At 65.4% G+C, this 25373-nt stretch carries 36 protein-coding genes; all 36 read left to right on the forward strand.

What is annotated here, in order from left to right; genetic code table 11:
• Positions 1 to 41 precede the first annotated feature (41 nt).
• The 36 genes from ACFPK0_RS16395 (at position 42) to ACFPK0_RS16570 (ending at position 25292) form a co-directional block, all read left to right on the forward strand.
• Complete coding sequence (locus ACFPK0_RS16395; RefSeq protein ID WP_377342373.1) at positions 42 to 416, forward strand: YkvA family protein; 375 nt, start codon at positions 42 to 44, stop codon at positions 414 to 416.
• A gap of 65 nt (positions 417 to 481) precedes the next feature.
• On the forward strand, positions 482 to 916 hold the full coding sequence (locus ACFPK0_RS16400) for a GNAT family N-acetyltransferase (protein ID WP_377342258.1): 435 nt from the start codon (positions 482 to 484) through the stop codon (positions 914 to 916).
• Between the two features lie 70 nt (positions 917 to 986).
• The gene (locus ACFPK0_RS16405) at positions 987 to 1418 is read left to right on the forward strand and encodes a GNAT family N-acetyltransferase (protein ID WP_377342260.1); all 432 of its coding nucleotides are present in this window, start codon (positions 987 to 989) and stop codon (positions 1416 to 1418) included.
• 43 nt (positions 1419 to 1461) lie between these two features.
• Entirely contained in the window at positions 1462 to 1845 is a 384-nt protein-coding gene (locus tag ACFPK0_RS16410; protein ID WP_377342262.1) for a cupin domain-containing protein, read from the forward strand.
• Positions 1845 to 2471 carry a glutathione S-transferase gene (locus tag ACFPK0_RS16415; RefSeq protein ID WP_377342376.1) on the forward strand — a complete coding sequence of 209 codons (627 nt, stop codon included), beginning with the start codon at positions 1845 to 1847 and terminating at the stop codon, positions 2469 to 2471. The genes ACFPK0_RS16410 and ACFPK0_RS16415 overlap by 1 nt, the downstream gene beginning before the upstream one ends.
• Positions 2472 to 2498: 27 nt before the next feature.
• On the forward strand, positions 2499 to 3128 hold the full coding sequence (locus ACFPK0_RS16420) for a dihydrofolate reductase family protein (protein WP_377342264.1): 630 nt from the start codon (positions 2499 to 2501) through the stop codon (positions 3126 to 3128).
• Between the two features lie 48 nt (positions 3129 to 3176).
• Positions 3177 to 3788 carry a hypothetical protein gene (locus ACFPK0_RS16425; RefSeq protein ID WP_377342267.1) on the forward strand — a complete coding sequence of 204 codons (612 nt, stop codon included), beginning with the start codon at positions 3177 to 3179 and terminating at the stop codon, positions 3786 to 3788.
• A 388-nt stretch (positions 3789 to 4176) separates the two neighbouring features.
• Positions 4177 to 4584: a hypothetical protein gene (locus ACFPK0_RS16430; protein ID WP_377342269.1), complete on the forward strand. Its 408-nt coding sequence runs from the start codon at positions 4177 to 4179 to the stop codon at positions 4582 to 4584.
• Between the two features lie 72 nt (positions 4585 to 4656).
• Positions 4657 to 5142 (forward strand): hypothetical protein, encoded by a 486-nt coding sequence (locus ACFPK0_RS16435; RefSeq protein ID WP_377342271.1) that lies wholly within the window; start codon positions 4657 to 4659, stop codon positions 5140 to 5142.
• 111 nt (positions 5143 to 5253) lie between these two features.
• Positions 5254 to 5505: a hypothetical protein gene (locus ACFPK0_RS16440; RefSeq protein WP_056607251.1), complete on the forward strand. Its 252-nt coding sequence runs from the start codon at positions 5254 to 5256 to the stop codon at positions 5503 to 5505.
• Positions 5506 to 5673: 168 nt separating this feature from the next.
• Complete coding sequence (locus ACFPK0_RS16445) at positions 5674 to 6075, forward strand: GFA family protein (RefSeq protein WP_377342273.1); 402 nt, start codon at positions 5674 to 5676, stop codon at positions 6073 to 6075.
• A 91-nt stretch (positions 6076 to 6166) separates the two neighbouring features.
• Complete coding sequence (locus ACFPK0_RS16450) at positions 6167 to 6322, forward strand: hypothetical protein (protein ID WP_377342275.1); 156 nt, start codon at positions 6167 to 6169, stop codon at positions 6320 to 6322.
• 91 nt (positions 6323 to 6413) lie between these two features.
• Complete coding sequence (locus ACFPK0_RS16455; RefSeq protein WP_056083741.1) at positions 6414 to 6941, forward strand: GNAT family N-acetyltransferase; 528 nt, start codon at positions 6414 to 6416, stop codon at positions 6939 to 6941.
• Between the two features lie 51 nt (positions 6942 to 6992).
• Positions 6993 to 7469, forward strand: coding sequence for a helix-turn-helix domain-containing protein (locus tag ACFPK0_RS16460; protein ID WP_056083738.1), 477 nt, complete (start codon positions 6993 to 6995; stop codon positions 7467 to 7469).
• Positions 7466 to 7888, forward strand: coding sequence for a VOC family protein (locus ACFPK0_RS16465; RefSeq protein ID WP_056083735.1), 423 nt, complete (start codon positions 7466 to 7468; stop codon positions 7886 to 7888). Before ACFPK0_RS16460 ends, ACFPK0_RS16465 begins: the two co-directional genes overlap by 4 nt.
• Positions 7885 to 8106: a hypothetical protein gene (locus ACFPK0_RS16470; RefSeq protein ID WP_377342278.1), complete on the forward strand. Its 222-nt coding sequence runs from the start codon at positions 7885 to 7887 to the stop codon at positions 8104 to 8106. The genes ACFPK0_RS16465 and ACFPK0_RS16470 overlap by 4 nt, the downstream gene beginning before the upstream one ends.
• Positions 8103 to 8381 carry a hypothetical protein gene (locus tag ACFPK0_RS16475; RefSeq protein WP_377342281.1) on the forward strand — a complete coding sequence of 93 codons (279 nt, stop codon included), beginning with the start codon at positions 8103 to 8105 and terminating at the stop codon, positions 8379 to 8381. The genes ACFPK0_RS16470 and ACFPK0_RS16475 overlap by 4 nt, the downstream gene beginning before the upstream one ends.
• A gap of 67 nt (positions 8382 to 8448) precedes the next feature.
• On the forward strand, positions 8449 to 8919 hold the full coding sequence (locus tag ACFPK0_RS16480; protein ID WP_377342283.1) for a YybH family protein: 471 nt from the start codon (positions 8449 to 8451) through the stop codon (positions 8917 to 8919).
• Between the two features lie 93 nt (positions 8920 to 9012).
• Positions 9013 to 9384: a nuclear transport factor 2 family protein gene (locus ACFPK0_RS16485; protein WP_377342285.1), complete on the forward strand. Its 372-nt coding sequence runs from the start codon at positions 9013 to 9015 to the stop codon at positions 9382 to 9384.
• A gap of 43 nt (positions 9385 to 9427) precedes the next feature.
• The gene (locus tag ACFPK0_RS16490) at positions 9428 to 9835 is read left to right on the forward strand and encodes an SRPBCC family protein (protein ID WP_377342287.1); all 408 of its coding nucleotides are present in this window, start codon (positions 9428 to 9430) and stop codon (positions 9833 to 9835) included.
• Positions 9836 to 9923: 88 nt separating this feature from the next.
• The gene (locus ACFPK0_RS16495; RefSeq protein ID WP_377342289.1) at positions 9924 to 10142 is read left to right on the forward strand and encodes a hypothetical protein; all 219 of its coding nucleotides are present in this window, start codon (positions 9924 to 9926) and stop codon (positions 10140 to 10142) included.
• The gene (locus ACFPK0_RS16500) at positions 10139 to 10804 is read left to right on the forward strand and encodes a cation efflux transmembrane domain-containing protein (RefSeq protein ID WP_377342294.1); all 666 of its coding nucleotides are present in this window, start codon (positions 10139 to 10141) and stop codon (positions 10802 to 10804) included. The genes ACFPK0_RS16495 and ACFPK0_RS16500 overlap by 4 nt, the downstream gene beginning before the upstream one ends.
• Positions 10797 to 11357 (forward strand): YdeI/OmpD-associated family protein, encoded by a 561-nt coding sequence (locus tag ACFPK0_RS16505; protein WP_377342296.1) that lies wholly within the window; start codon positions 10797 to 10799, stop codon positions 11355 to 11357. Before ACFPK0_RS16500 ends, ACFPK0_RS16505 begins: the two co-directional genes overlap by 8 nt.
• A gap of 1 nt (position 11358) precedes the next feature.
• A complete protein-coding gene (locus ACFPK0_RS16510; RefSeq protein ID WP_377342298.1) occupies positions 11359 to 11772 on the forward strand; it encodes a hypothetical protein in 414 nt (137 codons plus the stop codon).
• A gap of 73 nt (positions 11773 to 11845) precedes the next feature.
• Positions 11846 to 12175, forward strand: a complete 330-nt coding sequence (locus ACFPK0_RS16515) for a hypothetical protein (protein ID WP_377342300.1) — start codon at positions 11846 to 11848, stop codon at positions 12173 to 12175.
• Between the two features lie 28 nt (positions 12176 to 12203).
• Positions 12204 to 12578: a hypothetical protein gene (locus ACFPK0_RS16520; RefSeq protein WP_377342302.1), complete on the forward strand. Its 375-nt coding sequence runs from the start codon at positions 12204 to 12206 to the stop codon at positions 12576 to 12578.
• 286 nt (positions 12579 to 12864) lie between these two features.
• Positions 12865 to 14271 carry a glucose-6-phosphate dehydrogenase gene (gene zwf, locus ACFPK0_RS16525; RefSeq protein WP_377342304.1) on the forward strand — a complete coding sequence of 469 codons (1407 nt, stop codon included), beginning with the start codon at positions 12865 to 12867 and terminating at the stop codon, positions 14269 to 14271.
• Positions 14265 to 14996, forward strand: coding sequence for an HAD family hydrolase (locus ACFPK0_RS16530; RefSeq protein WP_377342306.1), 732 nt, complete (start codon positions 14265 to 14267; stop codon positions 14994 to 14996). The genes zwf and ACFPK0_RS16530 overlap by 7 nt, the downstream gene beginning before the upstream one ends.
• A gap of 66 nt (positions 14997 to 15062) precedes the next feature.
• On the forward strand, positions 15063 to 16151 hold the full coding sequence (tal, locus tag ACFPK0_RS16535; protein WP_377342308.1) for a transaldolase: 1089 nt from the start codon (positions 15063 to 15065) through the stop codon (positions 16149 to 16151).
• Entirely contained in the window at positions 16148 to 17794 is a 1647-nt protein-coding gene (pgi, locus tag ACFPK0_RS16540) for a glucose-6-phosphate isomerase (protein WP_377342310.1), read from the forward strand. Before tal ends, pgi begins: the two co-directional genes overlap by 4 nt.
• 250 nt (positions 17795 to 18044) lie before the next feature.
• Positions 18045 to 18383 carry a hypothetical protein gene (locus ACFPK0_RS16545; protein ID WP_056083687.1) on the forward strand — a complete coding sequence of 113 codons (339 nt, stop codon included), beginning with the start codon at positions 18045 to 18047 and terminating at the stop codon, positions 18381 to 18383.
• Positions 18380 to 20422, forward strand: coding sequence for a hypothetical protein (locus ACFPK0_RS16550; RefSeq protein ID WP_056083684.1), 2043 nt, complete (start codon positions 18380 to 18382; stop codon positions 20420 to 20422). Before ACFPK0_RS16545 ends, ACFPK0_RS16550 begins: the two co-directional genes overlap by 4 nt.
• A 202-nt stretch (positions 20423 to 20624) precedes the next feature.
• Positions 20625 to 22271, forward strand: a complete 1647-nt coding sequence (gene pgm, locus ACFPK0_RS16555; RefSeq protein ID WP_377342314.1) for a phosphoglucomutase (alpha-D-glucose-1,6-bisphosphate-dependent) — start codon at positions 20625 to 20627, stop codon at positions 22269 to 22271.
• 145 nt (positions 22272 to 22416) lie between these two features.
• Positions 22417 to 24465: a transketolase gene (gene tkt, locus ACFPK0_RS16560; RefSeq protein ID WP_377342316.1), complete on the forward strand. Its 2049-nt coding sequence runs from the start codon at positions 22417 to 22419 to the stop codon at positions 24463 to 24465.
• A 66-nt stretch (positions 24466 to 24531) separates the two neighbouring features.
• A complete protein-coding gene (locus ACFPK0_RS16565) occupies positions 24532 to 24744 on the forward strand; it encodes a hypervirulence associated TUDOR domain-containing protein (protein WP_377342318.1) in 213 nt (70 codons plus the stop codon).
• Between the two features lie 2 nt (positions 24745 to 24746).
• Positions 24747 to 25292 carry a DUF488 domain-containing protein gene (locus tag ACFPK0_RS16570; protein WP_377342320.1) on the forward strand — a complete coding sequence of 182 codons (546 nt, stop codon included), beginning with the start codon at positions 24747 to 24749 and terminating at the stop codon, positions 25290 to 25292.
• Positions 25293 to 25373: the final 81 nt, after the last annotated feature.

Genomic DNA, 25373 nt, shown 5'->3' on the forward strand with positions numbered 1-25373 from the left:
TTGGCCAGAGCGCCGCGAACGACTCGGCATGCGCGGTCGTGATGCCGATCAGGCAATGGGCGAAACGACTCAAGCATCAGACCACGGTGGTGTATTACGCCGCCCGCGATCCGCGCACGCCGTGGTTTGTCCGGCTGCTGGCGCTGGCAGTGGCGGCCTATGCACTCAGCCCCATCGACCTCATCCCGGACTTCATTCCGGTGCTGGGTTACCTGGATGACCTGATCATCGTGCCACTCGGATTGGCGCTGGTGCTCCGCCTCATTCCCGCCGACGTAATGGCCGCCGCAAGCGAGCGGGCGCTGGCCGCGGCCACCCGGCCAACGAGTCGCGTCATGGCGGTTTTCATTGTTACGCTGTGGGTTCTGGCGCTGGGTGGGGTCGGCTGGTGGGCATTTCGCAAGATGCACACCTGACGCTTCATTCCGACGGACTGCGCCGTCTTTCACTCCGGCATCGGGCACCGCATGAAGGATTTCACATGACCGGCGACATCTTCGTGGCCCATTCGGATGAGGACATCCTGTCGTGCTTTGCCGCCTTCAGTGCGCTGCGGCCGCACCTTCAGGAGCAGGCGTTCCTGTCCCAGGTACGTCGGCAGCAGGCACAGTCCTACCAGATCGTGGCGTTGAAGCATGACGGCAAGGTTCAGAGCGCCGCCGGCTTTCGGTTCGCGGAGTTCCTGGCGTGGGGAAAAGTCCTCTACATAGACGACCTGACGACCCTGCCCGGGGCCACGTCACAGGGCTTTGCCGGCGCGCTCATGGACTGGATGGTGACGCATGCCAGGGCCAACGGCTGCCAGGGCGTGCACCTGGACACGGGCTATACCCGGCATGCGGCGCACCGGTTGTATCTGCACAAGGGACTGCAGTTGAATTGCCACCATCTGGCGCTTGATCTGGGCCAGGGCTGACGAGTCACTCAAGCTCGCGTTCCTTCGCGCGACTTGATCCAGGCATCAACCCCTCAAGTATTTTCGCCCTATGGAAGAACTCCGGATCACCACAGAAGCGGCCGAGCTGGATCTCCAGCTCATCCATCGCTTTCTCTCGGAACAGACTTACTGGGCCAAAGCCATTCCTTTCGCCGTGGTCGAGCGGGCCGTTGCCAACTCACTTTGTTTTGGCGGCTTTCTCGGCAAGCGGCAGGTCGCATTTGCCCGCGTCATATCCGACTACGCCACGTTCGCCAATCTGGTGGACGTTTTCGTCCTGCCGGAACATCGCGGCAAGGGCTACAGCAAGGCGCTCATGAACGCGGTCTTTGCCCACCCGCAACTTCAGGGCCTGCGCCGCTTCACCCTCGCCACCGGAGATGCGCATGGGCTGTACGCCCGGTTCGGGTTTACGGCACCTGCACATCCGCAGACGCTCATGGAGCGCTATGCGCCGGATGTCTACACCGCCATGCCGTAGCGGATGGCTTCGCCGCCACTCAACTCCCACGCTGGATCGCATCATGGATCATCGTATTTCAGGCATCGACACGGCGGAGCACTACACATGGGGCGGCGTCTGCGATGGCTGGCACCTGCTCAAGGACCCCACGCTCAGCGTGATCCAGGAGCGCGTACCGCCGGGGGCGAGCGAGACGTCGCATTTTCATTCGCAGGCACGCCAGTTCTTCTACGTGCTTTCGGGCACGGCGACGATGGAGTTCGAGCATGAGGCGGTGACGTTCGCTGCCGGCCAGGGGCTGCATGTGCCGCCGGGCACGCGGCACCGTTTCGCCAACCGTTCGGACGCCGACGTGGTGTTCCTCGTCATATCGTCACCCACGACGGCCGGCGATCGTACCAATCTGCCCGACGCGGCGGCGCCATCCCATCCGGAGGCAAAGTGATGCGACTGATCGGCATGCTGGATTCACCCTACGTGCGGCGCGTTGCCATTTCGCTGGAATGCCTGGGCATCCCGTTCGGGCTCGAGCCGATCTCGGTGTTCAGCACGTACGAGGAGTTTCAGCGCATTAACCCGGTGGTGAAGGCGCCGACGCTGGTGTGCGATGACGGCGAGGTGTTGATGGATTCCTCGCTGATCCTGCAGTTCGTCGAAGCGACCCGGAGCGGCGGCGATTCGCTGTGGAGTCTCGGCGACGCCACGCGCATGCAGCACGAGATGCGCGCCGTCAGCTTGGCGCTGGCGGCTTGCGAGAAGAGTGTGCAGATCGTCTACGAGCGCAAGCTGCGGCCGCCGTCCGCGCAGTACGAGCCGTGGGTGGAGCGGGTGCAGGGGCAACTGCTGGAAGCCTGTGCCGCCCTGGAGCGCGAGGTGCAGACACGTCAGCCTGTTTTCGTGGAGCCACGCCGTCAGGCCGGCATCACCACCGCGGTCGTCTGGCAGTTCACGCAGTCCATGCTGGCGTCGATCGTGGTGGCGGAGAAGTATCCGGGCCTGGTGGCGCTGTCCACCCGCTTGGAGCGCACGCCCGAGTTCCGGAAGTACCCGCCGGTGGGCCCGGGTGCCTGAGCAACGCGTCGATAGCGCGAGGAAATCATGAGCAAGGTTTTCGTCAATATCGGACTCAGCCTCGATGGCTACATGGCACCGGAAGGAATGACCATGGGCAGGCCCGAGTACAAGGGCTGGGGCGCCAAATGGGGCGCGATGATGGCCTGGATACTCAACCAGCAGTACTTTCGCGAGAAGCTGCTGAAGCTCGATGGGGGAGAAACCGGCCCGGTCAATGATCTGGTTCGCCAGACTGCCGAGCGCAGCGGCGCCAACATCATGGGCAAGCGCATGTTCGACCAGGGCGAGATCGCCTGGCCGGAGGAGGCACCGTTCCACACGCCGGTCTACGTGCTTACCCACGAGAAGCGCGAGCCGTGGGTGCGCCCCGGCGGCACGACGTTCCACTTCGTCAACGACGGGCCGGAGCGTGCGCTGGAGTTGGCCCGGGAATCCGCGGGCAACCGCGACATCCGGGTTTCGGGCGGCGCGGATGTGATCCAGCAATACCTCAACCTGGATGTGATCGACGAACTGGAGATCGCACTGGCGCCCGTGTTGTTCGGCAGCGGCCGACGCCTGTTCGAAAACCTGCACGAGCCCGGTCCGGCGTTTCGCATCGACCGCATTCTTGACGGTTCGGCCGCCACCCATTTGCGCTATGTACGGCAGTGATGTCACCCAACGATTCGCTGCACCCTGCACCCACACCAGGAAACGCCCATGTCGAAAGCAAATGGATTTCTTTCCGTATACGCCGGCCTGCTGACTGTTTTGCTGCTGGGAGGCCTGGCTTATGGCGCTGGAAAGCGCGCCATCACAACCGATGAGATAACGGTTCAACGCATCAACATTGTCGAACCGGATGGCACGCCACGGCTGATTATTTCCAACCACGCGAAGCTGCCCGGCGTGCTGGTACATGGCAAGGAGAAGCCGCTGGATCGACCCCAGGCCGGTCTGATCTTCCTCAATGACGAGGGCTCCGAGATTGGCGGGCTGATCTTCGGCGGCAGAAAAGACAAGGACGGAAAGGTGCGTGATTCCGGCGGCAGCCTTTCATTCGATCGCTATGAAGCAAACCAGGTGGTGCAACTGCTTGGCGTCGATGATTCGGAAGACCGCTTCGCCGGGCTGGCGATCTCCGACAGCCCGTCGGGCAACGACGTTCGCCGCAGGATCTGGCTCGGGCGCGGCGATGATGGCGAAGCCTCATTGGCGCTGCTCGATGGCGCCGGCAACAAGCGTATCGTCATGAAGGTCGCGGAGAACGGCGAGTCCAGCATTTCCGTTCTGGATGCCAAGGGCAAAACGGTCAAGGAACTGTTGCCCTGAATCGCACGCAAAGCCGCGACATGGTCGATGTATTCCACATGACAGCGTTTGCTGGCGGCGGCGACAAAAGGTGCTCCTGGATGTCGGGACACCCGCCAGGGTTACCCGCCCGGTTATCACGACGCTTTCGTTCCGGATCAGGATGGCAGCAACATCGAAACCGTTTGTCGCCCGTTGCAGCGCACGTGGCGTACTGCTTTCCGGCTGTGTGGCGCATGGCGACAAATCATTGGCATGCAGCGGTGAAAGCCAACCACTCCCGGGGGGATTCCAGTTCGTTGCGGCAGCCGTTGCACGGCGTCAATTCGCCGGCTACCTTCACGCATGATGTTCGTTCAGATGAAGCCGCTTCGCGGATCGGTTCAATTCGGTTATCAGGCGGTAGAACATGACGACATTACGCCTGGAAACAGAGCACGGAACGACGCTGACCAACCCGTCTTCCGGGCAAATCGCGCAGGCTCTCTCCTCTCTCGATGGAAAATCGAATGCGTTCGCGATCCTGGCGCGCGCTGATCAGGTTTATGTCCAGACCTCCGGCTCCGGCTCGAGCGGGTTTGTGCTGGAGTATCGGGACGGCGATGAGGCGTCTCATTTTCAAGCCAGCAACAAATCGTTGCCGCTCGACGTGATCCAGGACGTATTTGAAAAATATGCCCAAGGTGATTCGGCATGGAAGGAGTCGCTGGTATGGGAGCCGTTGTCCGCCGGCGAAATCAGGGTGCCGGCGAAGTGGTTGGTGGCGGCCGTGATGGCGGCGCTTGCGGCTATTGCATGGGTGGCTGCTGCCGCCTGACCGTTCATTCGGGCGGCCATCACCGGACGGGCATGGCTGATCTCAGGGTTGTAGTGCACAGGGGAATCTTTCGTGAGCCAATTCAACAAGACCACACGGTTTTTCAGCGTCATGCTCGTGGCCGGCGGCGGCGTCGGTGTCGCCATGGTCATGATCCTGGGTCTCAAGCTTCTTCCACAGGGTTGGTTGCTGCTCGTTCCACTGGCTGGGCTTGCCGCACTTTTCGCGTGGGCAGCCTTCACCGGCATCCGCCTGTGGCAGGGCACACCTTACGGTCGGCGTTGGGCGCCGATTCTGTTTGCGTCGCAGATCCCGATGTTCTCGCTGCAAGGCATCCGGTATCAATGGTTCACGGGCGCCGAACTTTCACCGACCGTGCAACTTGGCACGGGCAGCGTTCCACTGGGCTTGAGCGTCAACCTGGGTGCCAATGGCCAGTTCTTCTTCGGCGATGAAGCCGCCGAGCTCTTCATCGGCCTGAACCTGTTTGCGGTTGTCGCGCTCGTGCTGCTGCTGCGCGCCAACAGCTCATTCAATCGGCGACTCGCCACTCATTGATTGCAGCACTGGGCAAAGCGGAGAGATCAACGCGCTCTGTATGGCTGCTCGCCGTGGCAGCAGGACTCGGCGTGCCCATCCACATCCCAGACCACACGGAGCAGGTCCCTGATGAAATGTCCTCACTGCAACACCTCGATCAGCGTGTTCTCGAAAGAGATGAACCGCTTCGGAAAACGCAAGATCTGTCCCCACTGCGGTGAGGGCGTCACGCTCGGGGTGAGGTTCGCGTCGGTAGCGCTGTGGTTCATCCCCGTGATCGCCCTCTCCCTGGTGCTGCATCGTTGGCTGGGCGGTGGCGCAACCGCACTGGCTTCTGTCTTGCTGTTGCTGCTGTCCCTGAGGTTGAAGCCGGCGGCATAGCGAGGCCTCAGGTGATCGCTTCACTATTCGCCCCAAGCCACAACCGGGCCGGGCCGTCATTGAAAGCCAAAGCGGCGCCACGTTCGTGATCGAGAACATCAAGCGGCCTTGACCGCTCGGCCGGCGTGGAGGTGGTGATGTGCGGCATTTCATGCACTGGAGGTTTTCATGCAAGCAGAACATCGTGGGTCGTGCCTTTGCGGTGCCGTGCACTTCAAGGTGACCGGTACGTTTGAGCGCTTTTATCTCTGCCATTGCGCGTATTGCCGCAAGGACACCGGTTCGGCGCACGCCGCCAATCTTTTCTCGTCGACAGCTACGCTTGAGTGGCTCTCCGGTCGGGAACAGGTGAACACCTTCAACCTGCCACGGACGCGGCACCTGCGGTGCTTTTGTTCGGTCTGTGGCTCGGCGCTACCCTTCGCCTCACCGGGGATGCTGGTGGTTCCCGCGGGCAGTCTGGATACGCCGTCTCCCGTCGTCCCCGATGCCCATGTTTTCATGGCGAGCAGGGCCGCCTGGGATCGTGACCTGGCATTGGCACCTGGTTTCGATGCGTTCCCGTCGTAGGTGCCGGCCATTATTGCGTCGGGCCGAACGTGAGACACCGGTGGCTTTGCCCGTCCCAACCCAGGTTGCGGGCTTTCAACAGGAGAGCGACATGAGCGGTGCAAAACGGAGTGGCTACCTCTTCATGGCAGCCGGTTGCGCGTTCTTTCTGGCGGCGTATCTCGGCACGCAGGTCGCCTTCTACGGAATCGCGGCCGCTTTCATCGCCATCGGTGCTTCCCGCATGGCTCGGGCCGGGCGTCGTTAGCGCACCGGGGCCCGACGATGGGGCACGACCCTGATCCCGGGCAGGCCGGTCCATGGCTGCTCACCGTATCGTCCGACACCGCTGGAAACCTATGCCGCCCGAGACACTGATCAGACCCTGCCTGCCCGGCGACGAGCACGCGCTTGCGCTTGTGGGACAGGCCACGTTCCTCGAAACCTTTGCGGGCCTGCTGGCCGGCCCGGACATCATCGCCCACTGCGCCAACGCCCATGCGGTGGCGTTGTATCGGGACTGGCTGGCCGATCCCGATTACCAGTTGTGGCTGGTCGAGACGCCGCAGGGCCGTGCGCCGGTCGGCTTCATGGTGGTGGCGCCGGCGCGGTTGCCCCTGCCCGATCTCTCCCCGCGGGATCGGGAGATCAAGCGCATCTACATGCTGGGCAAGTTCCAGGGTGGCGGCACGGGAAAGAAGCTGGTGGCCGAAGCCCTGGCGCATGCACGCGCCAGCCACGCCGCGCGCCTGTTGCTTGGCGTCTATGCGGGCAATGCGGCCGCGATCGGGTTTTATGAGCGGGTCGGTTTCGGCAAACTGGGCAGCCGCCAGTTCGACGTCGGCGGGCAGAGCTACGACGACAACATCATGGGCATGTCGGTGTAACGCGCGGAAAGGCCTGCGCCGCGCGACTCCGGCACCGGGCACGGAGACACGATGAGTCAGAGTCCCGAACTATTGCGGCGATTGCTGCGCGCGAAGGACCGGATGGACGCCGCGCCCCATGAGCCGTGGCCGATCAGCCGGCTGGCGCAGGTGAGCGCGGTGTCCGAAGCGCACTTTGCACGCCAGTTTGGCCAGGCCTTCGGCGTGCCGCCGCATCGCTACCTGCTTACGCGCCGCATCGAGCGCGCCATCGCCCTGCTGCGCGATACCGACCTGCCCGTTACCGAGGTCGCGTACCGGACCGGCTGGAACAGCCTCGGCACGTTCGGGCGCATTTTTCGCGACATCACCGGCGAGAGCCCCGGCGAACTTCGCGCCCGCGAGCGGCCAGCCCCGCACGGGCGGGATGAGGCGCCCGAATGCCTGGTGCGTGCCGCGCATCGGCCGGATCTCAAGACCGCAGTTTCGGAGAAGCGGCGGCGGGAGGCAGACGGTAAAACAGGGATCCAACCAACGGAGGCTCCATGAATCAAGGCATAAATGTAGCGGGCGTGTACGTGCGCGATCAGGACGAGGCACTGGCGTTCTATGTCGACAAACTAGGTTTTCGCGTGCACACGGATGCCCGCAACGGCGACTACCGGTGGCTCACGGTGCAGCACCCGGAGCAACCCTCGTTCCAGCTCGGCCTGTTCAAGCCGGGGCCGCCGATGCACGACGCAGCCACCGCGCAGGCACTGTGCGAGGCCGTGGCCAAGGGCGCGATGCCGCCGCTGGTGCTGGTGGTGGATGACTGCCGTGCAGCCTACGAGCGCATGAGCGCCAGCGGGGTCGAGTTCATGCAGGAGCCGGTGGATCGCTACGGCACCGTGGACGCCGGCTTCCGCGACCCTTCTGGCAATGGATGGAAGATGATCGAAAGCTCGCCGTCGCGGGAGGCGCAATGAAACGGGGCGGCTGGATGCGGCAGAGCCATCGCTGGCTGTCCATCGTTTTCACGGCAGCCGTGGCCGCCAACTTCATCGCCCGTGCGCTGGCGCCAGGCGAGCCATCGCCATGGCTGACCTACGCGCCGCTGCCGCCGCTTTTCCTGCAGCTGTTTACCGGCCTGTACCTGTTTGCGCTGCCGTATACCCGCAAGGGACGCGGCGTACCGCAAGCATGACGCCGGCCACGCACGAGCCGCTGTTGACGATGGCCCGGTCGGCCCTGGAGCAGATCGAACCGCTCGCGGCGCAGGGCTGGGCGCCGGCGCAGAGCATCGCCCGGCAGTTGCGCTGGTGCGTGGCATTGGCGTCCGGCCAACCCGGCCCGGATCGCCCCGGCCCGTTCTCCATGGGGCTGATCGCCACGCGGGAGCTGGACATGTACGGCGACCGGCCCGAGCTGGCGGAGCTCATCAACCGGATTCAGCAGGAAGTCGAGCGCACGCTGGCGTAGTCTCCGTGCGATGGGCGGCTCGCCGCCGCTTCGCTGCAACGTCTGGCCACTGAGCCACGGAGGCACCATGAAAGCGCTGATCACTGGAATCGTCTTGCTGGCCGTGTCCATGGCGACCTCGGCACAACCCTCGAATGCCGAAGCCGCCGTGCGGCAGACGGTGCAGGCCTTCTATGCGGCCTTCAACGCCCACGGGTTCGACCATGCGGCCGATTTCACCACCGACGACTGGAACCACATCAACCCGTATGGCGGCAGGACCCACGGCCGCGCGCAGGTCCTGAAGGAGCTGCATCAGGTGCACGGCAGCTTTCTCAAGGGCGTGTCGGACAACATCGAGCAGCTGGACGTGCGGTTTGCGGGCAAGGACGCCGCGGTCGCGACCGTGACCAGCCGCATGAGCACGTTCACCAGCCCGGACGGCATAAGGCACGTGAACGAGCAGCACATACGCACGTTTGTCCTGGCCAAACGCGGTACGCGGTGGTTGATCATGCAGGATCAAAATACCGTGGTGGCCGCGCCGCCGGGGCAATGAGGCACGAGCTGCAGGTTCACGCATCCGGCGCGGCGTTCAGGCTGAATACCCGGAAGCGCGTAGCGTTCCCTACCTGACAACGAGGAGCAGGCCATGGCCAGCAAAGCCGATATCGCCACCGAGTTTCTGTCCCTGTGCGCATCCGGAAAGGTGCGGGAAGCCTACGACCGCCACGTCGCCGAAAACTTCCGGCACCACAATGCGTATTTCCCCGGCGATCGCGATGCCCTGCTGACCGCGATGGAGCAAAGCGCGCAGTCCGAGCCGAACAAGTCGTTCACCGTGCGGCAGACGATTGAGTCGGCCGATCGCGTCGCGGTGATGTCGCACCTGCGCCGCGCGCAGGTCGATCTGGAGTACGCCGTGGTCCACATCCTTCGCTTCGAGCAAGGCAGGATTGCCGAGATGTGGGACGTGGCCCAGGAAATCCCGCGGGATTCCCCAAACCAGCTCGGCATGTTCTAGCCTCGGTAGCCCGCGCCCGACCGCAGCGAGCAGGAACCACAACATGAAGATCACCGTTGGAGCCGTCACCCACGCGCCCATCGCCAGGGTGTGGGCGGCCTACACCACGCCGCAGGACATCAGGCAGTGGAACGCCGCGTCCGACGACTGGCACACTACCCGCGCCAACGTCGACCTGCGCGTGGGCGGCGAATTCTCGTCGCGCATGGAGGCGAAGGACGGCAGCGTCGGCTTCGACTTCGCCGGCACCTATACCCGGGTCGAGCCCCACGCCTTGATCGAATACACGTTTGGCGACCGGGTGGGCCTGGTCGAGTTCGTGGCGGTTCCGGAAGGGATCATGGTGCGCGTCACTTTCGACGCGGAAACGGACAACCCGGCCGAGATGCAGCGCCAGGGCTGGCAGGCCATCCTGGACAACTTCGTCAGGTACGTCGAAGGCCATCGTTGATGCGTTGCCGGCCGACGCGGTTTCGGCATTGATGCACCGACCACGCCTTCCGTCGCGGCTGCTGTTTGGCGCGTCCTGCGCATGCGCCATGGCGGCGGTGCTGTTCGGCTTTTTCTACTACGCGCTTTACTGGCGCTACCGCGGCTTGTTCAATGAGGAAGGCCGCTACCTCGACCCGCAGGAGCTGGTCGTGCATCACGCACAGGACGCGGTGCTCGCGGTACCGGCAGGCTTGTTCGCGCTGCTGGCCATTGTGTTGTTTGTCGCCGGCAGGCTCCATCGCCGGTCCGAAACGGAGACCCCATGAGTGATTGCTGCTCCAGCAAGGCATGCCAGCTCGACGCACTGCGTCGCCGGCAGACATCGACGCTGAAGATCGTGTTGCTGATCAACGCGGCGATGTTTTTCGCCGAATTCGCCGCGGGATGGGCAGCGGGGTCGGTGGCCCTGGTCTCGGACTCGCTGGACATGCTCGGCGATGCGCTGGTCTACGGTTTCAGCCTTTACGCGGTAACGGAGAGCCTGCGGACGAAGGCGCTCGCGGCCCGGATCAAGGGTCTCATCATGGCCGCGTTTGCGCTGGCGGCGTTTGGCCAGGTGGTCTACCGGCTGCTGGTACCGCAGGTTCCCGCTTTCGAGGCGATGGGCGCCATGGGCTTGTTGGCGTTGCTGGCCAATGGTGTGTGTTTCGCCCTGCTGTGGCGCCATCGCACCGACGACATCAACATGAGCTCGGTGTGGTTGTGCTCGCGCAATGACCTGATTGCCAACGTGTCGGTCATCGCCGCGGCCGGTGGCGTGTTGCTGACGCACTCGGGGTGGCCCGACATGGTGGTGGGCGTCGCCATCGCGGCACTGTTCACCCGGTCCGCGATCACGGTCCTGTCGGAATCGGGGCGTGAACTTCGTCGTGCCGACGCCGATCATCAGGCAACCCGATCGATACCCGCAGGGCGATCCCATGACTGACGCCGGCGGAAAATCCACGTTCAAGGCCAGGCTGCTTGGCCCCGCCAAGGTCGGCAAGGGTGCGTCATGGGCGTTCCTGATATTGCCCAAAGCCGCCAGCGATCGGCTTCCGCGACGCGGCAGGACCACGGTGGATGGCCACCTCAACGGCCACGCCTTTCAGGCCACGCTGGAGCCGGACGGGCAGCTGAGCCACTGGCTGAAGGTGGACGAGGCGTTGCGCAAGGTCGCTGGCGTGCAGGTGGGCGAGACAGTCACGGTGCGGATCGATCCGGTGACGCAGGAGCCGGAGCCCGAGTTGCCATCCGACCTGCGCGACGCACTGGCCGCGTGCCCGGAGGCGCGCGCGGTCTGGGACGGCACCACGACGCTGGCGCGGGTGGACTGGATTCACTGGATCGAATCGGCCAAGCAGGCAAAAACGCGGCAGAAGCGGGTGGATGAGGCCTGCGACAAGCTCGGCGGCGGACAGCGACGCGTCTGCTGCTTCGATCCCTCCGGGTTCTACAGCAAGGGCCTCAGCGCACCGCAAGCGGCGGATCAGGACGCGTGACATGAGCGAATCATGGACGCGCCCGTCACCGCCTGCGCGCTCGACGCTGGTCGAGTGGGCACGCCTGCTGAAGTTTTTTCGTTACTACCGTCACTACGGCGGCCACTCCATCATCGAGGACGAGTTTGTGGTGGCGCTGGCACCGGATGCGTTTACGCGCGAGCTCGGTGAACAACTGCTCGCCAGGGCCCGGGCGCAGGGGCAAGCGCCCCATATCGACACGTTCGACGACCGCGTTCTCATCGGCGTCACCGACGCGGAAACATACAGCGTCACGCCGCGTTCGCTGCAGGCCTCGATCGAGCTGGAGTCGCTACTGACGCCGTTGGCGGGCGCGCTGCTGGAACCACCGATCGACAGCAGGCATTGTTTTTCTCCGACGCACCATCCCGAGTTGTGGGCCGAACACCGCTGAGGATTTGCTCATGACACGGCACGACAGGATCGGCACGAAGCGCAAACCGCTTTTCGTCCTCGTATTTTTCGCGATGTCTGCCGCTGTCGCGGGTTCGGCGCCACCGCTGCCGATAGCGTCCGGCCAGTACACGTTCCGGCACCGGTTCGCGGAGCAGCCCGACCTGCCCAGCATCTCCCTCACGGCGAAAATCCGCGGCCACCACATCGTGCTGATCAACCCGGGCAAGGCCCGCATCTTTCCGCACGGCGTGGTGGCCGAAGGCACCTTGATGTGGAACGTGGCGATCAGGCAGTGGGTCATCGGCACGGCGGCGTCGGACAGCACCACCCCCGAGGCCGGTGGCTGCAGCGAGGGGCCGGAAGTGGTCGACCTGGTGAACCACACTTACTGGACGTGTTGATTCACGCCAATACCCTCGGAAGACACGCATGAAAACAACACTGCTGGTGGCTCCCTTCCTGCTGGCGATGGCGCTGGCCGTTTATGTGCAGGGCGGCGACTCCATCGGGTTCGCGCTGTGGAATGCGCTGCCGATGCTGGCGGGGCTGGGCATGCTCCTGGTCGGGCATCGCAGCCGCCGCGCGATGCCATGGGGACGCCTGGCGTTCGCCGTGGTCGCCACGCTGTTCATGGTCTGGTTCCATCTCTCGTGGCTGTTCGACTGGGGCGGCGCCAGAACCAGCTCATCCACCTCGGCGCTGGCTTTCATCTTCATGCCGCTGTGGGCGTTCATCCTCGGCGCCGTTGCCAGCGTGCTGGCCTGGACAACCCACCGGCTCGCCCGCCTTCGCGCCACGCCATAGCCGAACTGGCTCCCTCCCCTGCTCGCAGGGGAGGGCTGGGGAGGGGTCGCTCTTCGTCACGCGGAGCGAAAAGCGTCACCCCATCCAGCCTCCCCCCGCAAGCAGGGGGAGGGGCAGAAGCGGCGGTTTCGCAAGTCCCCATTCCCTATGCGCCGCCTTAACCGTGCCTCGCGCAGGCTGCGTAGTGGAGTTGCCGCCGCGACAGTGCAACCATCGGCGGATGGCGTTTTTCCGCGCCGGGCAGCTGACCGGCTGCCTTCCCACCCGCATGGAGTGAGTCCCCGTTATGCCGATTTCCCGCTCGGATGCCCTCGTGTTCTTTGGCGCCACTGGCGACCTGGCCTACAAGAAGATCTTCCCCGCGCTGCAGTCGATGATCCAGCGCGACGGGCTGGACCTGCCGATCATCTGCATCGCGCATTCGGGTTGGACACTGGAGCAATTGCGCCAGCGCGCCCACGACAGCCTGGCGCACGCGGCCAAGGCGCAGGGCACCACGCTGGACGAGGCTACGTTCGCGAAGCTGGCGGCGAAGCTGCAGTACGTCGATGGCGACTACAACGACCCGGCCACCTTCACGCTGTTGAAGCAGGCGCTGGGCGAGGCGCAGCGGCCGCTGCACTACCTGGCGATACCGCCCGCGCTGTTCGGGGTGGTGGCGCGCGGCCTGAAACAGGCCGGTTGCGCCGACGAGGCGCGCATCGTGGTGGAGAAGCCGTTCGGCCGCGACCTGGCCTCGGCGCGCAAGCTCAACGCCACGCTGCACGAGGTTTTTCCGGAGCCGTCGATCTTCCGCATCGACCATTACCTGGGCAAGGAGCCGGTGCAGAACCTGCTGTATTTCCGCTTCGCCAACACCGTGTTCGAGCCGGTGTGGAACCACCATTACGTGGACAGCGTGCAGATCACCATGGCCGAGCAATTCGGCGTGGACGGGCGCGGCGGGTTCTATGAAAGCGTGGGGGCGATCCGCGACGTGCTGCAGAACCACCTGCTGCAGGTGACGTCCTTGCTGGCGATGGACGCGCCGGTAGGCAACGACCCGGCCTCGCTCAACGCCGAGAAGCTGCGCCTGTTCCGCGCGATGCGCCCGCTGGAACCGGCCGACGTGGTGCGCGGCCAGTTCACCGGCTACCGCGACGTGGACGGCGTGGCGCCGGATTCGGACGTGGAAACCTTCGTGGCGCTGCGCCTGTACATCGACACCTGGCGCTGGGCCGGGGTGCCGTTCTACATCCGCGCGGGCAAGAACTTGCCGATCACCACCACCGAGGTGATGGTCGACATGAAGACGCCGCCGATGTCGATCTTCGACGATATCCGTGCGCCGGAATCCAATTACTTCCGCTTCCGGCTCAGCCCCGAGGTGGTGATCGCCGAGGGTGCGCGGGTGAAGCGGCCGGGCGAGGCGATGCGCGGCAACCCGGTGGAACTGGTGGCGCGGCACGACACGACGCCGGAGAAATCGCCGTACGAGCGGCTGCTGGGCGACGCGATCCGCGGCGACAACTCGCTGTTCACCAGCGATGAGTGCGTGGAGGCGGCCTGGGCCGTGGTCGACCGCGTGCTGAATCACGAAAGCCCGGTCGCGCTCTACGAACCGGGCACCTGGGGGCCCGCCGCCGCCGCTGACGTCGTCGCCAGCGCCGAGGGCTGGCACGACCCGCAAGCGGAGACCAGCGAACCATGTTGACCGATACCCAAGACGCTACCCCGGCCGTCGTTTTCCTGTGCGACGTGGACAATACCCTGCTGGACAACGACCGCTTTCGCGACGACCTGGGCGACGAGCTGGAGCGCCTGTTCGGCACCGCGGCGCGCGACCGCTACTGGACGATCTACGACCAGCGCCGCGAGGAGCTGGGCTACGCCGACTACCTGGGCACGCTGGAATGCTTCCGCACCGGGCTGGACAACGACCCGCAGCTGCTGAGCATGTCCGGCTGGCTGCTGGATTACCCGTTCGCCGACCGGCTGTACCCGCAGGCGCTGGAAACGGTGGCGCACCTGCAATCGCTGGGCCCCACGGCGCTGCTGTCCGACGGCGACATCGTGTTCCAGCCGCGCAAGATCCACCGCTCCGGGCTGTGGCAGGCGCTGGGCGGCCACGTCATGGTCTACCTGCACAAGGAGCGCATGCTGGTGGCCATGCAGCAGCGCTACCCGGCCGCGCATTACGTGATGGTGGACGACAAGCCGCACCTGCTGGCGCGCATGAAACAGCACATGGGCAGCCGGCTGACCACCGTGTTCGTGCGCCAGGGCCATTACGCCGAGAATGCCGCCGGCGACACCATCGATCCGGCCCCCGACATCACCATTGCGTGCATCGGTGACCTGCGCGGGCGTAAGCTTGGAAGTTTCCTGCCCACCGGGGCGGTCATCAGTTTGCCGTCGACGAGCTTGCCATCCGGTTGAGCCGTCCATACGTCCATAATGAATACCCCATCCGATCAATCCGCAACAAGGCACCATGGAGTCCGCATGAAAGCGACACAACAATTGCATGAACTCGGCCAGAGTCTGTGGCTGGACAACATCACCCGCACGATGCTGGACGACGGCACGCTGGCCCGCTACATCGCCGATTTCTCGGTGACCGGCCTCACCTCCAACCCCAGCATCTTCGAAGCGGCGATGGCCGAGGGCGACGCCTACGACGACGGCATCAAGGCCAAATCCAGGGCCGGGCTGTCCGGCGAGGCGCTGTTCACCGAACTGGCGCTGGAAGACCTGCGCCGTGCCGCCAAGCTGTTCAAGCCCGTTTTCGACGCCACCAACCAGGTCGACGGCTGGGTGTCGATGGAGGTTTCCCCGCTGCTGGCCGCCGACACCGCCGGCTCGCTGGAGGCCGCCCGCCAGATCCACGACCAGGGCAACTGCCCCAACCTGTTCGTGAAGATTCCGGGTACCCCCGAGGGCGTGCCGGCGATCGAGGAGGCGATTTTCGCCGGCATCCCGATCAACGTGACCCTGCTGTTCTCCCGCGAGCAGTACCTGGCCGTGGCCGAGGCGTACATGCGCGGCATCGAGCGCCGCATCGCCGCCGGACTGGACCCGAAAGTGGGCTCGGTGGCGTCGGTCTTCGTCAGCCGCTGGGACGTGGCCAGCAACAAGCAGCTGCCGCCGGAACTGCACAACAAGCTGGGCATCGCCGTGATCCAGCAGACCTACCGCGCCTACCGCGAACTGCTGGCCTCGCCGCGCTGGCAGAAGCTGGCCGCCGCCGGCGCCCAGCCGCAGCGCCTGCTGGTGGCCAGCACCGGCACCAAGGACCCGAACGCGTCCGACACGCTGTACATCAGCGCCCTGGCGGCACCCGACACCATCGACACCATGCCGGAGAAAACCCTGCTGGCGCTGGCTGATCACGGCCAACTGAACGGCGTGATGCCCGAGGACGGCGGCGACGCGGACGCGACCGTGGCGAAGATCGCCGCCGCCGGCGTGGACATCGACGCCCTGGCGCTGAAGCTGCAGCAGGATGGCGCGCAAGCGTTCGTGAAGTCGTGGCACCAGTTGCTGGGACGTCTGTCGGACAAGGTGGACAGCCTCGGCGCCGCCAAGGCATGAGCGCCGACCTCACCCGCAGCCCTGCATGGCTGGCGCTGAAACAGCACGCGGCGCAGGTCGGCTCACGCCACCTGCGCGAGCTGTTCGCCGCCGATCCGCAGCGCGGCGAGCGGCTGGTGATCGAGGACGTGGGCCTGTACTTCGATTACGCCAAGCAGCGCGTCAACGCCGACACCATGGATTTGCTGCGCCAGCTGGCCGAAGACCGCGGCGTGCGCCAGCGCACCGCCGCGATGTTCGCCGGCGAGCGCATCAACACCACCGAAGACCGCGCCGTGCTGCACGTGGCCCTGCGCGCCCCGGCCGGCGAGCAGATCCTGTTCGACGGCCACGACGTGGTGGCCGACGTGCACGCGGTGCTCGACCGCATGGCCGCGTTCAGCGACCAGGTGCGCGATGGCAGCTGGCGCGGCCATACCGGCAAGCGCATCCGCAACGTGGTCAGCATCGGCATCGGCGGCTCCGATCTCGGGCCGGTGATGGCGTACGAGGCGCTGCGCGACTTCAGCCAGCGCGACATGGTGTTCCGCTTCGTCTCCAACGTGGACGGCACCGATTTCGCCGAGGCCGTGCGCGACCTGGACGCGGCCGAGACGCTGTTCATCGTCTGCTCGAAAACCTTCACCACGCTGGAAACGCTGAGCAATGCGCAGGCCGCGCGGCAATGGGCCGTGCAGGCGCTGGGCGATGACAGCGCGGTGGCGAAGCACTTCGTGGCGGTCTCCACCAACGCCGACGAAGTGGCGAAGTTCGGTATCGACACCGCCAACATGTTCGGCTTCTGGGACTGGGTGGGCGGCCGCTACTCGATGGAGTCGGCGATCGGCCTGTCCACCATGCTGGCGATCGGGCCGAAGCATTTCCGCGACATGCTGGCCGGTTTCCACGCGATGGACGTGCATTTCCGCGACACGCCGTTCGAATGCAACCTGCCGGTGACAATGGCCCTGCTGGGGATCTGGAACACCAACTTCCTGGACGCGGCCACGGTGGCGGTGCTGCCGTACGAGCAGTACCTGAAGCGCTTTCCCGCCTACCTGCAGCAGCTGACGATGGAGAGCAACGGCAAGAGCGTCACCCTCGACGGCCAGGCGGTGGATTACGCTACCGGCCCGATCTACTGGGGCGAGCCGGGCACCAACGGCCAGCACTCGTTCTACCAGCTGATCCATCAGGGCACGCGCATCGTGCCGTGCGACTTCATCGGCTTCGGCCAGACGCGCAACCCGGTGGGCAACCAGCACGACCTGCTGATCGCCAACCTGATCGCGCAAGGCGAGGCGCTGGCGTTCGGCAAGAGCGCCGACGAAGTGCGCGCCGAAGGCACCGCCGAGGCGCTGGTGCCGCACCGCACCTTCGACGGCAACCGCCCCAGCAGCACCTTGCTGGCGGCCGAGCTGACGCCGTTCGCGCTGGGGTCGCTGATCGCGCTGTACGAGCACAGCGTGTTCGTGCAGGGCGTGATCTGGGCTATCGACTCGTTCGACCAGTGGGGCGTGGAACTGGGCAAGCAACTGGCCAAGACCACCATCGCCGAACTCACCGCAGCCCAGCTGCCGGCATTGGCGCACGACAGCTCCACCAATGCGTTGATCCGCCGCTACCGGCAATTGCGGGACGGCACGTCCGCCAGCAGCGGCTGATACACGCGGCCAAAACGATGACCGGCATCGGCCAAGGATGGCCCGATGCTCAGCCCGGTGCCCTCGACACGGCGCGGCATGCTGATCCGCCATACGGTCACCTAAACCGGCGCAGCTGGAACGCGTCAGGCTCCGCGTACGACGGCCGCGACCAGATCCCGCATCGGAGAGGGCACCACGGCCTCGATGCCTACGCGGCGATCGCGGTATAACAACGCTTCCCTCCCAAGCTTTTCAAGGACGTTGAGCCATGGCCCAGACCATCAATCCCGTCAAGCTCAAGGCCGCCGCCGAGCATCTCGAGTGGGTGCTGCAGCAGTATCCCGAGAGCGAGGAGGTGCAAAGCCTGCTGCGTTCGCTGGTGCCGCTGATCGAGGATGCCAAGGAAGCGAAAATAACGGAGCCGAAGGATCGAGCGGATATTCCCGGTGCATACAACTTTGGGGACGGTCGCTACATTCCCTATGGGAACCCGAGTGTTGACGAGGCTTACGTCAATTTCTCAATCGAAGTGCGCGGAGGATTGACCGAGCAGGAAATTCGAATCAATGCACGCATGGATGCCATGCGTAATGGTTCCAAGCGATGAGCGGCCTTAGCCTCCTTTCCGACGCCATCAAGAAGCAATACGCAGATCAGATATTGAGGGCCAATACCTTCAAACCCCAAGGCATAAGCGAAAAGGCGGCGCTCACTTATCTCGATACCGACGACGGCGCTATTTACTGGTCCCAGATCGCCGAGGGGTTTCCTCCGGGCACTGACTCCAAGTTCATCACCGAGCGCGCAGTCAATCAGCTCAAGTCCGGCCGCGAACTTCCGCGCATGGAAACCATCGGCACCAACGAAGTGCTCGTCAAATTCGTCGCGGACGGTTTTGAACCAGGCGAATTCTCACCATATTGGGCAAGGGAATCGGCAGGCAACGCGGCTGTCGAGGCCGGCGAGAACATTTCTCAGTTCTACGGACTTCCCATTGGCAGCGAAGCACCGCGCTATGGCATGTACCGCATGACGGCACGCGAGCCCACGCAGGTGTTCATCACCACCGTCGCGCCCACCTCCGAGCTGGACGGCCTGGTCACCAAAGCTGGCGGGGCCGAGCAGGTGCTTGTGCCCAACCGCAAGTTGTTCGACAACCCGGAACTTGTCCGGTTTGTCGACAACACGCCCGCCATCGCGGCGGAAGCCGAACGCGGAGTTGCGCGGAACGCTGTTCGCGGCTTCGCTGCCGTGAGCGGCGCCGCCGTGGCCTACGACGCCACCACCACCGCGTCACGGGCAGCTGATCTGCGCGAGCACGGCAACCGCGTTGGCGCCCAATCGGAAATCATGCATTTCGGCGGCCGCAATCTCGGGGCGCTGGGCGGCGCCGTGCTGGGTGCGCAAGTGCTGGGCGCGGCCGGCATCGAATCCGGGCCGTTCGATGTGCTGGTGGCAGGCCTCGGCGGCATGGGTGGCGCGATAGGCGGCGAGAAGCTGGCCGAGGCCTACGACCAGCACCAGATCTACAGCCAGACGGACCCGCACGGCGTGGCCTGGAACTACGATCCAGACAAGCCGCAACAAGGCTGGACACGGCAGGTGCCAACGAGCGAGCTCGCGAAGGCTCCGACGCTGGGATACGGCGCCCTGCCCGTGCCGGTGATGCGCACGATCAGCGCCGATCCGGCACTCGCCGATCGCCTGACGTTTCACGCCAACAACGCCGCGGTAAACCTTGCGCTGGCCCATCCGGCCGAACCGCGCGATCCCTACACCCAGCCAGCGGCACCGCACGATACGCACAGCCACGTCGCCGCTCCCTGGAAGCGCGATGCGCAGACGCAGCAATGGTCGCGCGTGGTCACCGATCGGATGCTGGAGCATGGCATGGCCGCGACGCACATCGAGCACGCCAGCGCGGCACGTGCCGCGCAGCTCGACGAGGCCGCGCGGCAGACCATCGAAGCCAACCTGGCCGGCTCCCGTCGGGGCATCGCCGAACGGTATCAGACGGCCTATCAACAACGCGGCTGGTCGCAGTACGGTGATCTACCCGAAGCCGTCTCCCATGCCCTGCACGAACCGTCGGATACGCTGCGGGCATCGGATGGCCACACCTACACCCGCAGCATGGATGGCCAATGGAACACGCCCGGCCTGCTCTGGGGCACCAACGCGGCCGAGGGCAACCTGCGCCGCGAGCTGGATGCCACCCGACGCGTTGCGCAACCCCAGCGGGAACAAGGTCAGGCCTCCGACGGAATGCAGGCCTTGCGCCCTTTCGGCGACCCGGACCATCCGCAACATGCATTGTTCAACAAGCTGCACGACATGTTTCCTGCCGGCACGTCCAACGAACGGCTGCATCAGGCCACCGCCGCCTGTTACAAGGCGGGCATCCGGCAACCGGAGCATCTTTCGGCGATGGGGACCAACGATGGCGCCATCCACTTCGGCTCGTCCCAACTGGGCGGCGGATACGGCCGGATGGACATCGCGACCCCTCCGCCGACCATCGCCCAGACCATGCAGGACGTGCAGCAATACGATCGGCAGCAAACGCAGTGGATGGCACAGATACAGGCGCAGAATGCGCAACTGAGCCAGCAGGGGCAGCCGGGGCCCATGTCGGGCGGGCGATAGGAGCCATTCTGCTGCGGGGTCGCGCTTTTTTCGGGGGCCGGCCAGAAGTCGCAGCGCGTATGCGAATCCCCGGCGTCACCAGCCCATACCCGTCCACATTGCCTTTTCTTTCGCGCTGCAGGGATCACACTTACCGCCTTGAAGCACGAATCCCGGACATCACGTCCGACCAAGAAAGTCACCGCAAGGTTTTCGAGAGCACATGAGTCAGAAGATCAGCCCACTCGCCGGCAAGCCGGCGCCCGCATCGATACTCGTCGACATCCCCAGGCTGCTGGCCGCCTACACCGACCTGCAACCCGATCCCTCCGTACCTGCCCAACGTGTGGCGTTCGGCACCTCAGGCCATCGCGGCAGCTCGTTCGAGCGCAGCTTCAACGCCTGGCACATCCTGGCGATCAGCCAGGCGATCTGCGACTACCGGAAAGCCAAGGGCATCGACGGCCCGCTCTTCATCGGCGCCGATACCCACGCGCTGTCGCAGCCGGCGTTCGAGAATGCACTGGAGGTACTGGCCGCCAATGGCGTGGAGACGATGGTTTCCACCGGCGGCGAGTTCACCCCCACGCCGGCGGTCTCGCACGCCATCCTGGTCTACAACCGGGGCCGCACATCCGGCCTGGCGGACGGCATCGTGATCACGCCGTCGCACAACCCGCCCGACAATGGCGGCTTCAAGTACAACCCCAGCAACGGCGGCCCGGCCGACACCGACATCACCAAGTGGGTGGAGAACCGCGCCAACGCGCTGCTGGAAGGCGGCCTGCGCGAGGTGAAGCGGATGCCGCTGGCGCAGGCGCGCAAGGCCTCCACCACGCACGAGCACGACTACCTCAATCACTACGTGGCCGACCTGGCCAACGTGATCGATTTCGACGCGATCCGCGGCGCCGGCATCCGCATGGGCGTGGACCCGCTGGGCGGCGCCGGCGTGCACTACTGGGGCCCGATCTCCGAGCGCTATCGGCTGGACCTCACCGTGGTCAGCGACGTGGTCGACCCGCAGTTCGCCTTCATGAGCGTGGACTGGGACGGCAAGATCCGCATGGATCCCTCGTCGAAATACGCGATGCAGCGGCTGATCGGGCTGAAGGACCGCTACGACGTGGCGTTCGCCTGCGACACCGACCACGACCGCCACGGCATCGTCACCCGTTCCAGCGGATTATTGGAACCCAATCATTACCTGTCGGTGCTGATCGACTACCTGTTCCGGCACCGGCCACAGTGGAACGCGCAGGCCGCGGTGGGCAAGACGGTGGTCAGCACCGCGCTGATCGACCGCGTGGCGAAGCGGCTGGGTCGCCAGCTTTACGAGGTGCCGGTGGGTTTCAAATGGTTTGCGCCGGGCCTGTTCGACGGCTCGCTGGGTTTCGGCTGCGAGGAAAGCGCCGGCGCCTCGCTGCTGCGCCGCGACGGCACGGCCTGGGTCACCGACAAGGATGGCCTGGTGCCCGCGCTGCTGTCGGCCGAGATCACCGCCCGCGAGGGCAAGGACCCGGGCGAGCTGTATGCGCGGCTTACCAATGAACTGGGCAAGCCGTTCGCCAACCGCGTCGAGGCAGCGGCCACGCCGGCGCAGAAGGCGAAATTGTCCAAGCTCTCACCCGAGCAGCTGAAGACCGACCAGCTCGCCGGCGAGAAGATCGAGCAGGTGCTGGATCGTGCGCCCGGCAACGGCGCGGCCATCGGCGGCATCAAGGCCGTGGCCGCCAGCGGCTGGTTCGCGGCGCGGCCGTCCGGCACCGAGGCGATCTACAAGATCTACGCGGAAAGCTTCAGGGACGAGGCGCACCTGCAGGCGCTGCTGAGCGAGGCACAAAGCATCGTGGATGCGGCGCTGGCCTGATTCCGCCAAGGCCTGTGCCCTGTGCACTGTAGGGGCGACTTCAGTTGCGACGCTTTTGCCCTGGAGCCCAGAGAAAGAGCATCGCGACTGAAGTCGCTCCTACAAGTCGCTCCTACAAAAACCTCATCCCTCCGGAGAAACAACCATGTCCAACGACCTCGACCAGCAATGCATCGACACGCTTCGCTTCCTGTCGGTGGACATGGTGCAGCACGCCAACAGTGGCCATCCCGGCTTGCCGCTGGGCGCGGCGCCGATGGCCTACGTGTTGTGGACGCGGCACATGAAGTACAACCCGGCCAACCCGCAGTGGACCGACCGCGATCGTTTCGTGTTGTCGGCCGGGCACGGCTCGGCGCTGCTCTACAGCCTGCTGTTTGCCACCGGGTACGACCTGTCGCTGGACGACATCAAGCACTTCCGCCAGTGGGGCAGCAAGACGGCAGGGCATCCCGAATACGGCCACACGCCCGGCGTGGAAGTCACCACCGGCCCGCTGGGCCAGGGCCTGGCCAATGCCGTGGGCATGGCCTTGGGCGAGGCGCAACTGGCGGCCAGCACCAACCGCGACGGGCACACGGTGATCGACCACCGCACCTGGGCCATCGTCAGCGATGGCGACCTGATGGAAGGCGTGGCCAGCGAGGCGGCCTCGCTGGCCGGCCACCTGAAACTGGGCAAGCTGGTGTGCCTGTACGACGACAACTACGTGACGCTGTCCGCCGGCACCGACATGACGTTTTCGGAGGATCGCGCCAAGCGCTTCGAGGCCTACGGCTGGCAGACCATCACCGTGCCCGACGGCAACGACGTGGCCGCCATCGACAACGCCTTGAAGGCGGCATGCGCCGATACCGAGCGGCCCACCCTGATCCTGGTGCGCACCCACATCGGCTTCGGTTCGCCCGAGCAGGACAGCTACAAGGCCCACGGTTCCCCGCTGGGTACCGAGGATGTGGCCAAGACCAAGCAGAACCTGGGCTGGCCCACCGAGCCGGATTTCCTGGTGCCCGAACCGGCGCTGGCGCACATGCGCCAGGCGCGGGATCGCGGCGCGAAGGCGGAAGCGGACTGGCTCAGCCGTATGGACGGCTATTCCAAGGCCTTCCCCGACGAGGCGAAGGCACTCGACCGCCGCCTGCGCGCCGAACTGGCGCCGAACTGGGACGCGGATATCCCGACCTTCCCCGCCGACGCCAAGGGCATGGCCACCCGCGTAGCCGGCGGCAAGATCATGAATGCGTTCGCGGCCGCGGTGCCGGCGCTGTGCGGTGGCTCGGCCGACCTGGACCCCTCCACCCACACCGCGCTCAAGGGCCTGGGCGATTTCAATCCCGCGCCGACGCCGGGCGAAGACACCGAAGGCTCCGACGGCGGCGGCTGGAGCCGCGCCGGGCGCAACTTCCACTACGGCGTGCGCGAGCACGCGATGGCGGCGATCAGCAACGGCCTGGCGGCGCATGGCGGCTTCATTCCGTTCGACGCCACCTTCCTGATCTTCTCCGATTACATGCGCCCGGCGATCCGCCTGGCCGCGCTGATGGGCCTGCACGTGGTGCACGTGTTCACCCACGACAGCGTGGCGCTGGGCGAAGACGGCCCCACCCACCAGCCGGTGGAACAACTGGCCAGCCTGCGCGCCATCCCCAACCTCACCGTGATCCGTCCCGGCGACGCCAACGAAACCGCGGTGGCGTGGAAGGTGGCGGTGGAAACCCGCCACGCGCCGGTACTGCTGGCGCTGACGCGGCAGAACGTGCCCACCCTGGATCGCCAGCGCTATGCCAGCGCCGACGGCCTGCGCAAGGGCGCCTACGTGCTTAGCGACGCGAAGGACGGCAAGCCCGCGCTGATCCTGATCGGCACCGGCTCCGAAGTGGGCCTGATCCTGCAGGCGGCCGAAAAACTGCAGGCCGAAGGCATCGCCGTGCGCTGCGTATCGATGCCCAGCTGGGAGCTGTTCGACGCGCAGCCGCAGAGTTATCGCGACGAAGTACTGCCGCCGGCCGTGCACGCACGGCTGGCGGTGGAGCTGGGCTCGCCGCAAGGCTGGCACCGTTACGTGGGCGACCGCGGCGGCGTGCTGGGCATCGACCACTTCGGCGCCTCCGCTCCGGCGGATGTGCTGCTGCGCGAGTTCGGTTTTACGGTGGACAACGTGGTGGCGCGGGCGAAGGCGTTGCTGCAGGGGTAATCGCGGCTTCACGCACGCATGAAGCGGTCTCTGCTTTCATGCGTGCGGTATCCACCGGAGGCCCTCATGTCCCACGCATTCAAAGTCGGCGACCACGTGCGCTGGAATTCCGAAGCCGGCCACGTCAGTGGCACCCTCACCAAGGTGCACACGCGCGACACGGAATACAAAGGCCACATGCGCCGCTGCAGCGAGGACGATCCGCAGTACGAGATCAAGAGCGACAAGACCGATCACGTGGCGATGCACAAGGGCGCCGCGCTGCACAAGATCGACTGAGCATGGTGGTCAAGCCTGCCACCGTGTGGACCATCGGCCACTCCACCCGCACGCTGGAGGAGTTCACTGGCCTGCTGCAGACCTACCGCATCGAGGCGATCGCGGACGTACGCCGCTTCCCCGGTTCGCGTCGCTACCCCTATTTCGCCAGCGAGGCACTGGCCGAGTCGCTGCCCACCCACGGCATCGCCTATCAATGGATGCCCAAACTGGGCGGGCGGCGCAAGGTGCAACCGGGCTCGCCGAATACGGCGTGGCGCAATGCCTCGTTCCAGGGCTACGCCGACTACACCGCCACCGACGAATTCGCCGAAGGGCTGGAGGCGCTGCTGGCGCTGGCCTCGCAGCGACGCACGGCGATGATGTGCGCCGAGGCGGTGTGGTGGCGCTGCCATCGCTCGCTGGTGTCCGACGTGCTGAAGCTGCGCGGCATCGAGGTCATCCACATCATGGACGCCACCCACAGCACCGAGCATCCCTACACCTCGCCCGCGCGCATCGTCGATGGCGAGCTGAGCTATGCGCCGGCGCAAGCGGATCTGCTTTAAACCGCACTATGGGAGCGCGCCTGTAGGAGCGACTTCAGTCGCGACCGCTTTTGCTCCGAAACTGCAAAGCTGAAACGGTCG

Origin of the sequence: Rhodanobacter ginsenosidimutans (assembly GCF_042655685.1) — a bacterium.
GTDB classification, from domain to species: domain Bacteria; phylum Pseudomonadota; class Gammaproteobacteria; order Xanthomonadales; family Rhodanobacteraceae; genus Rhodanobacter; species Rhodanobacter ginsenosidimutans.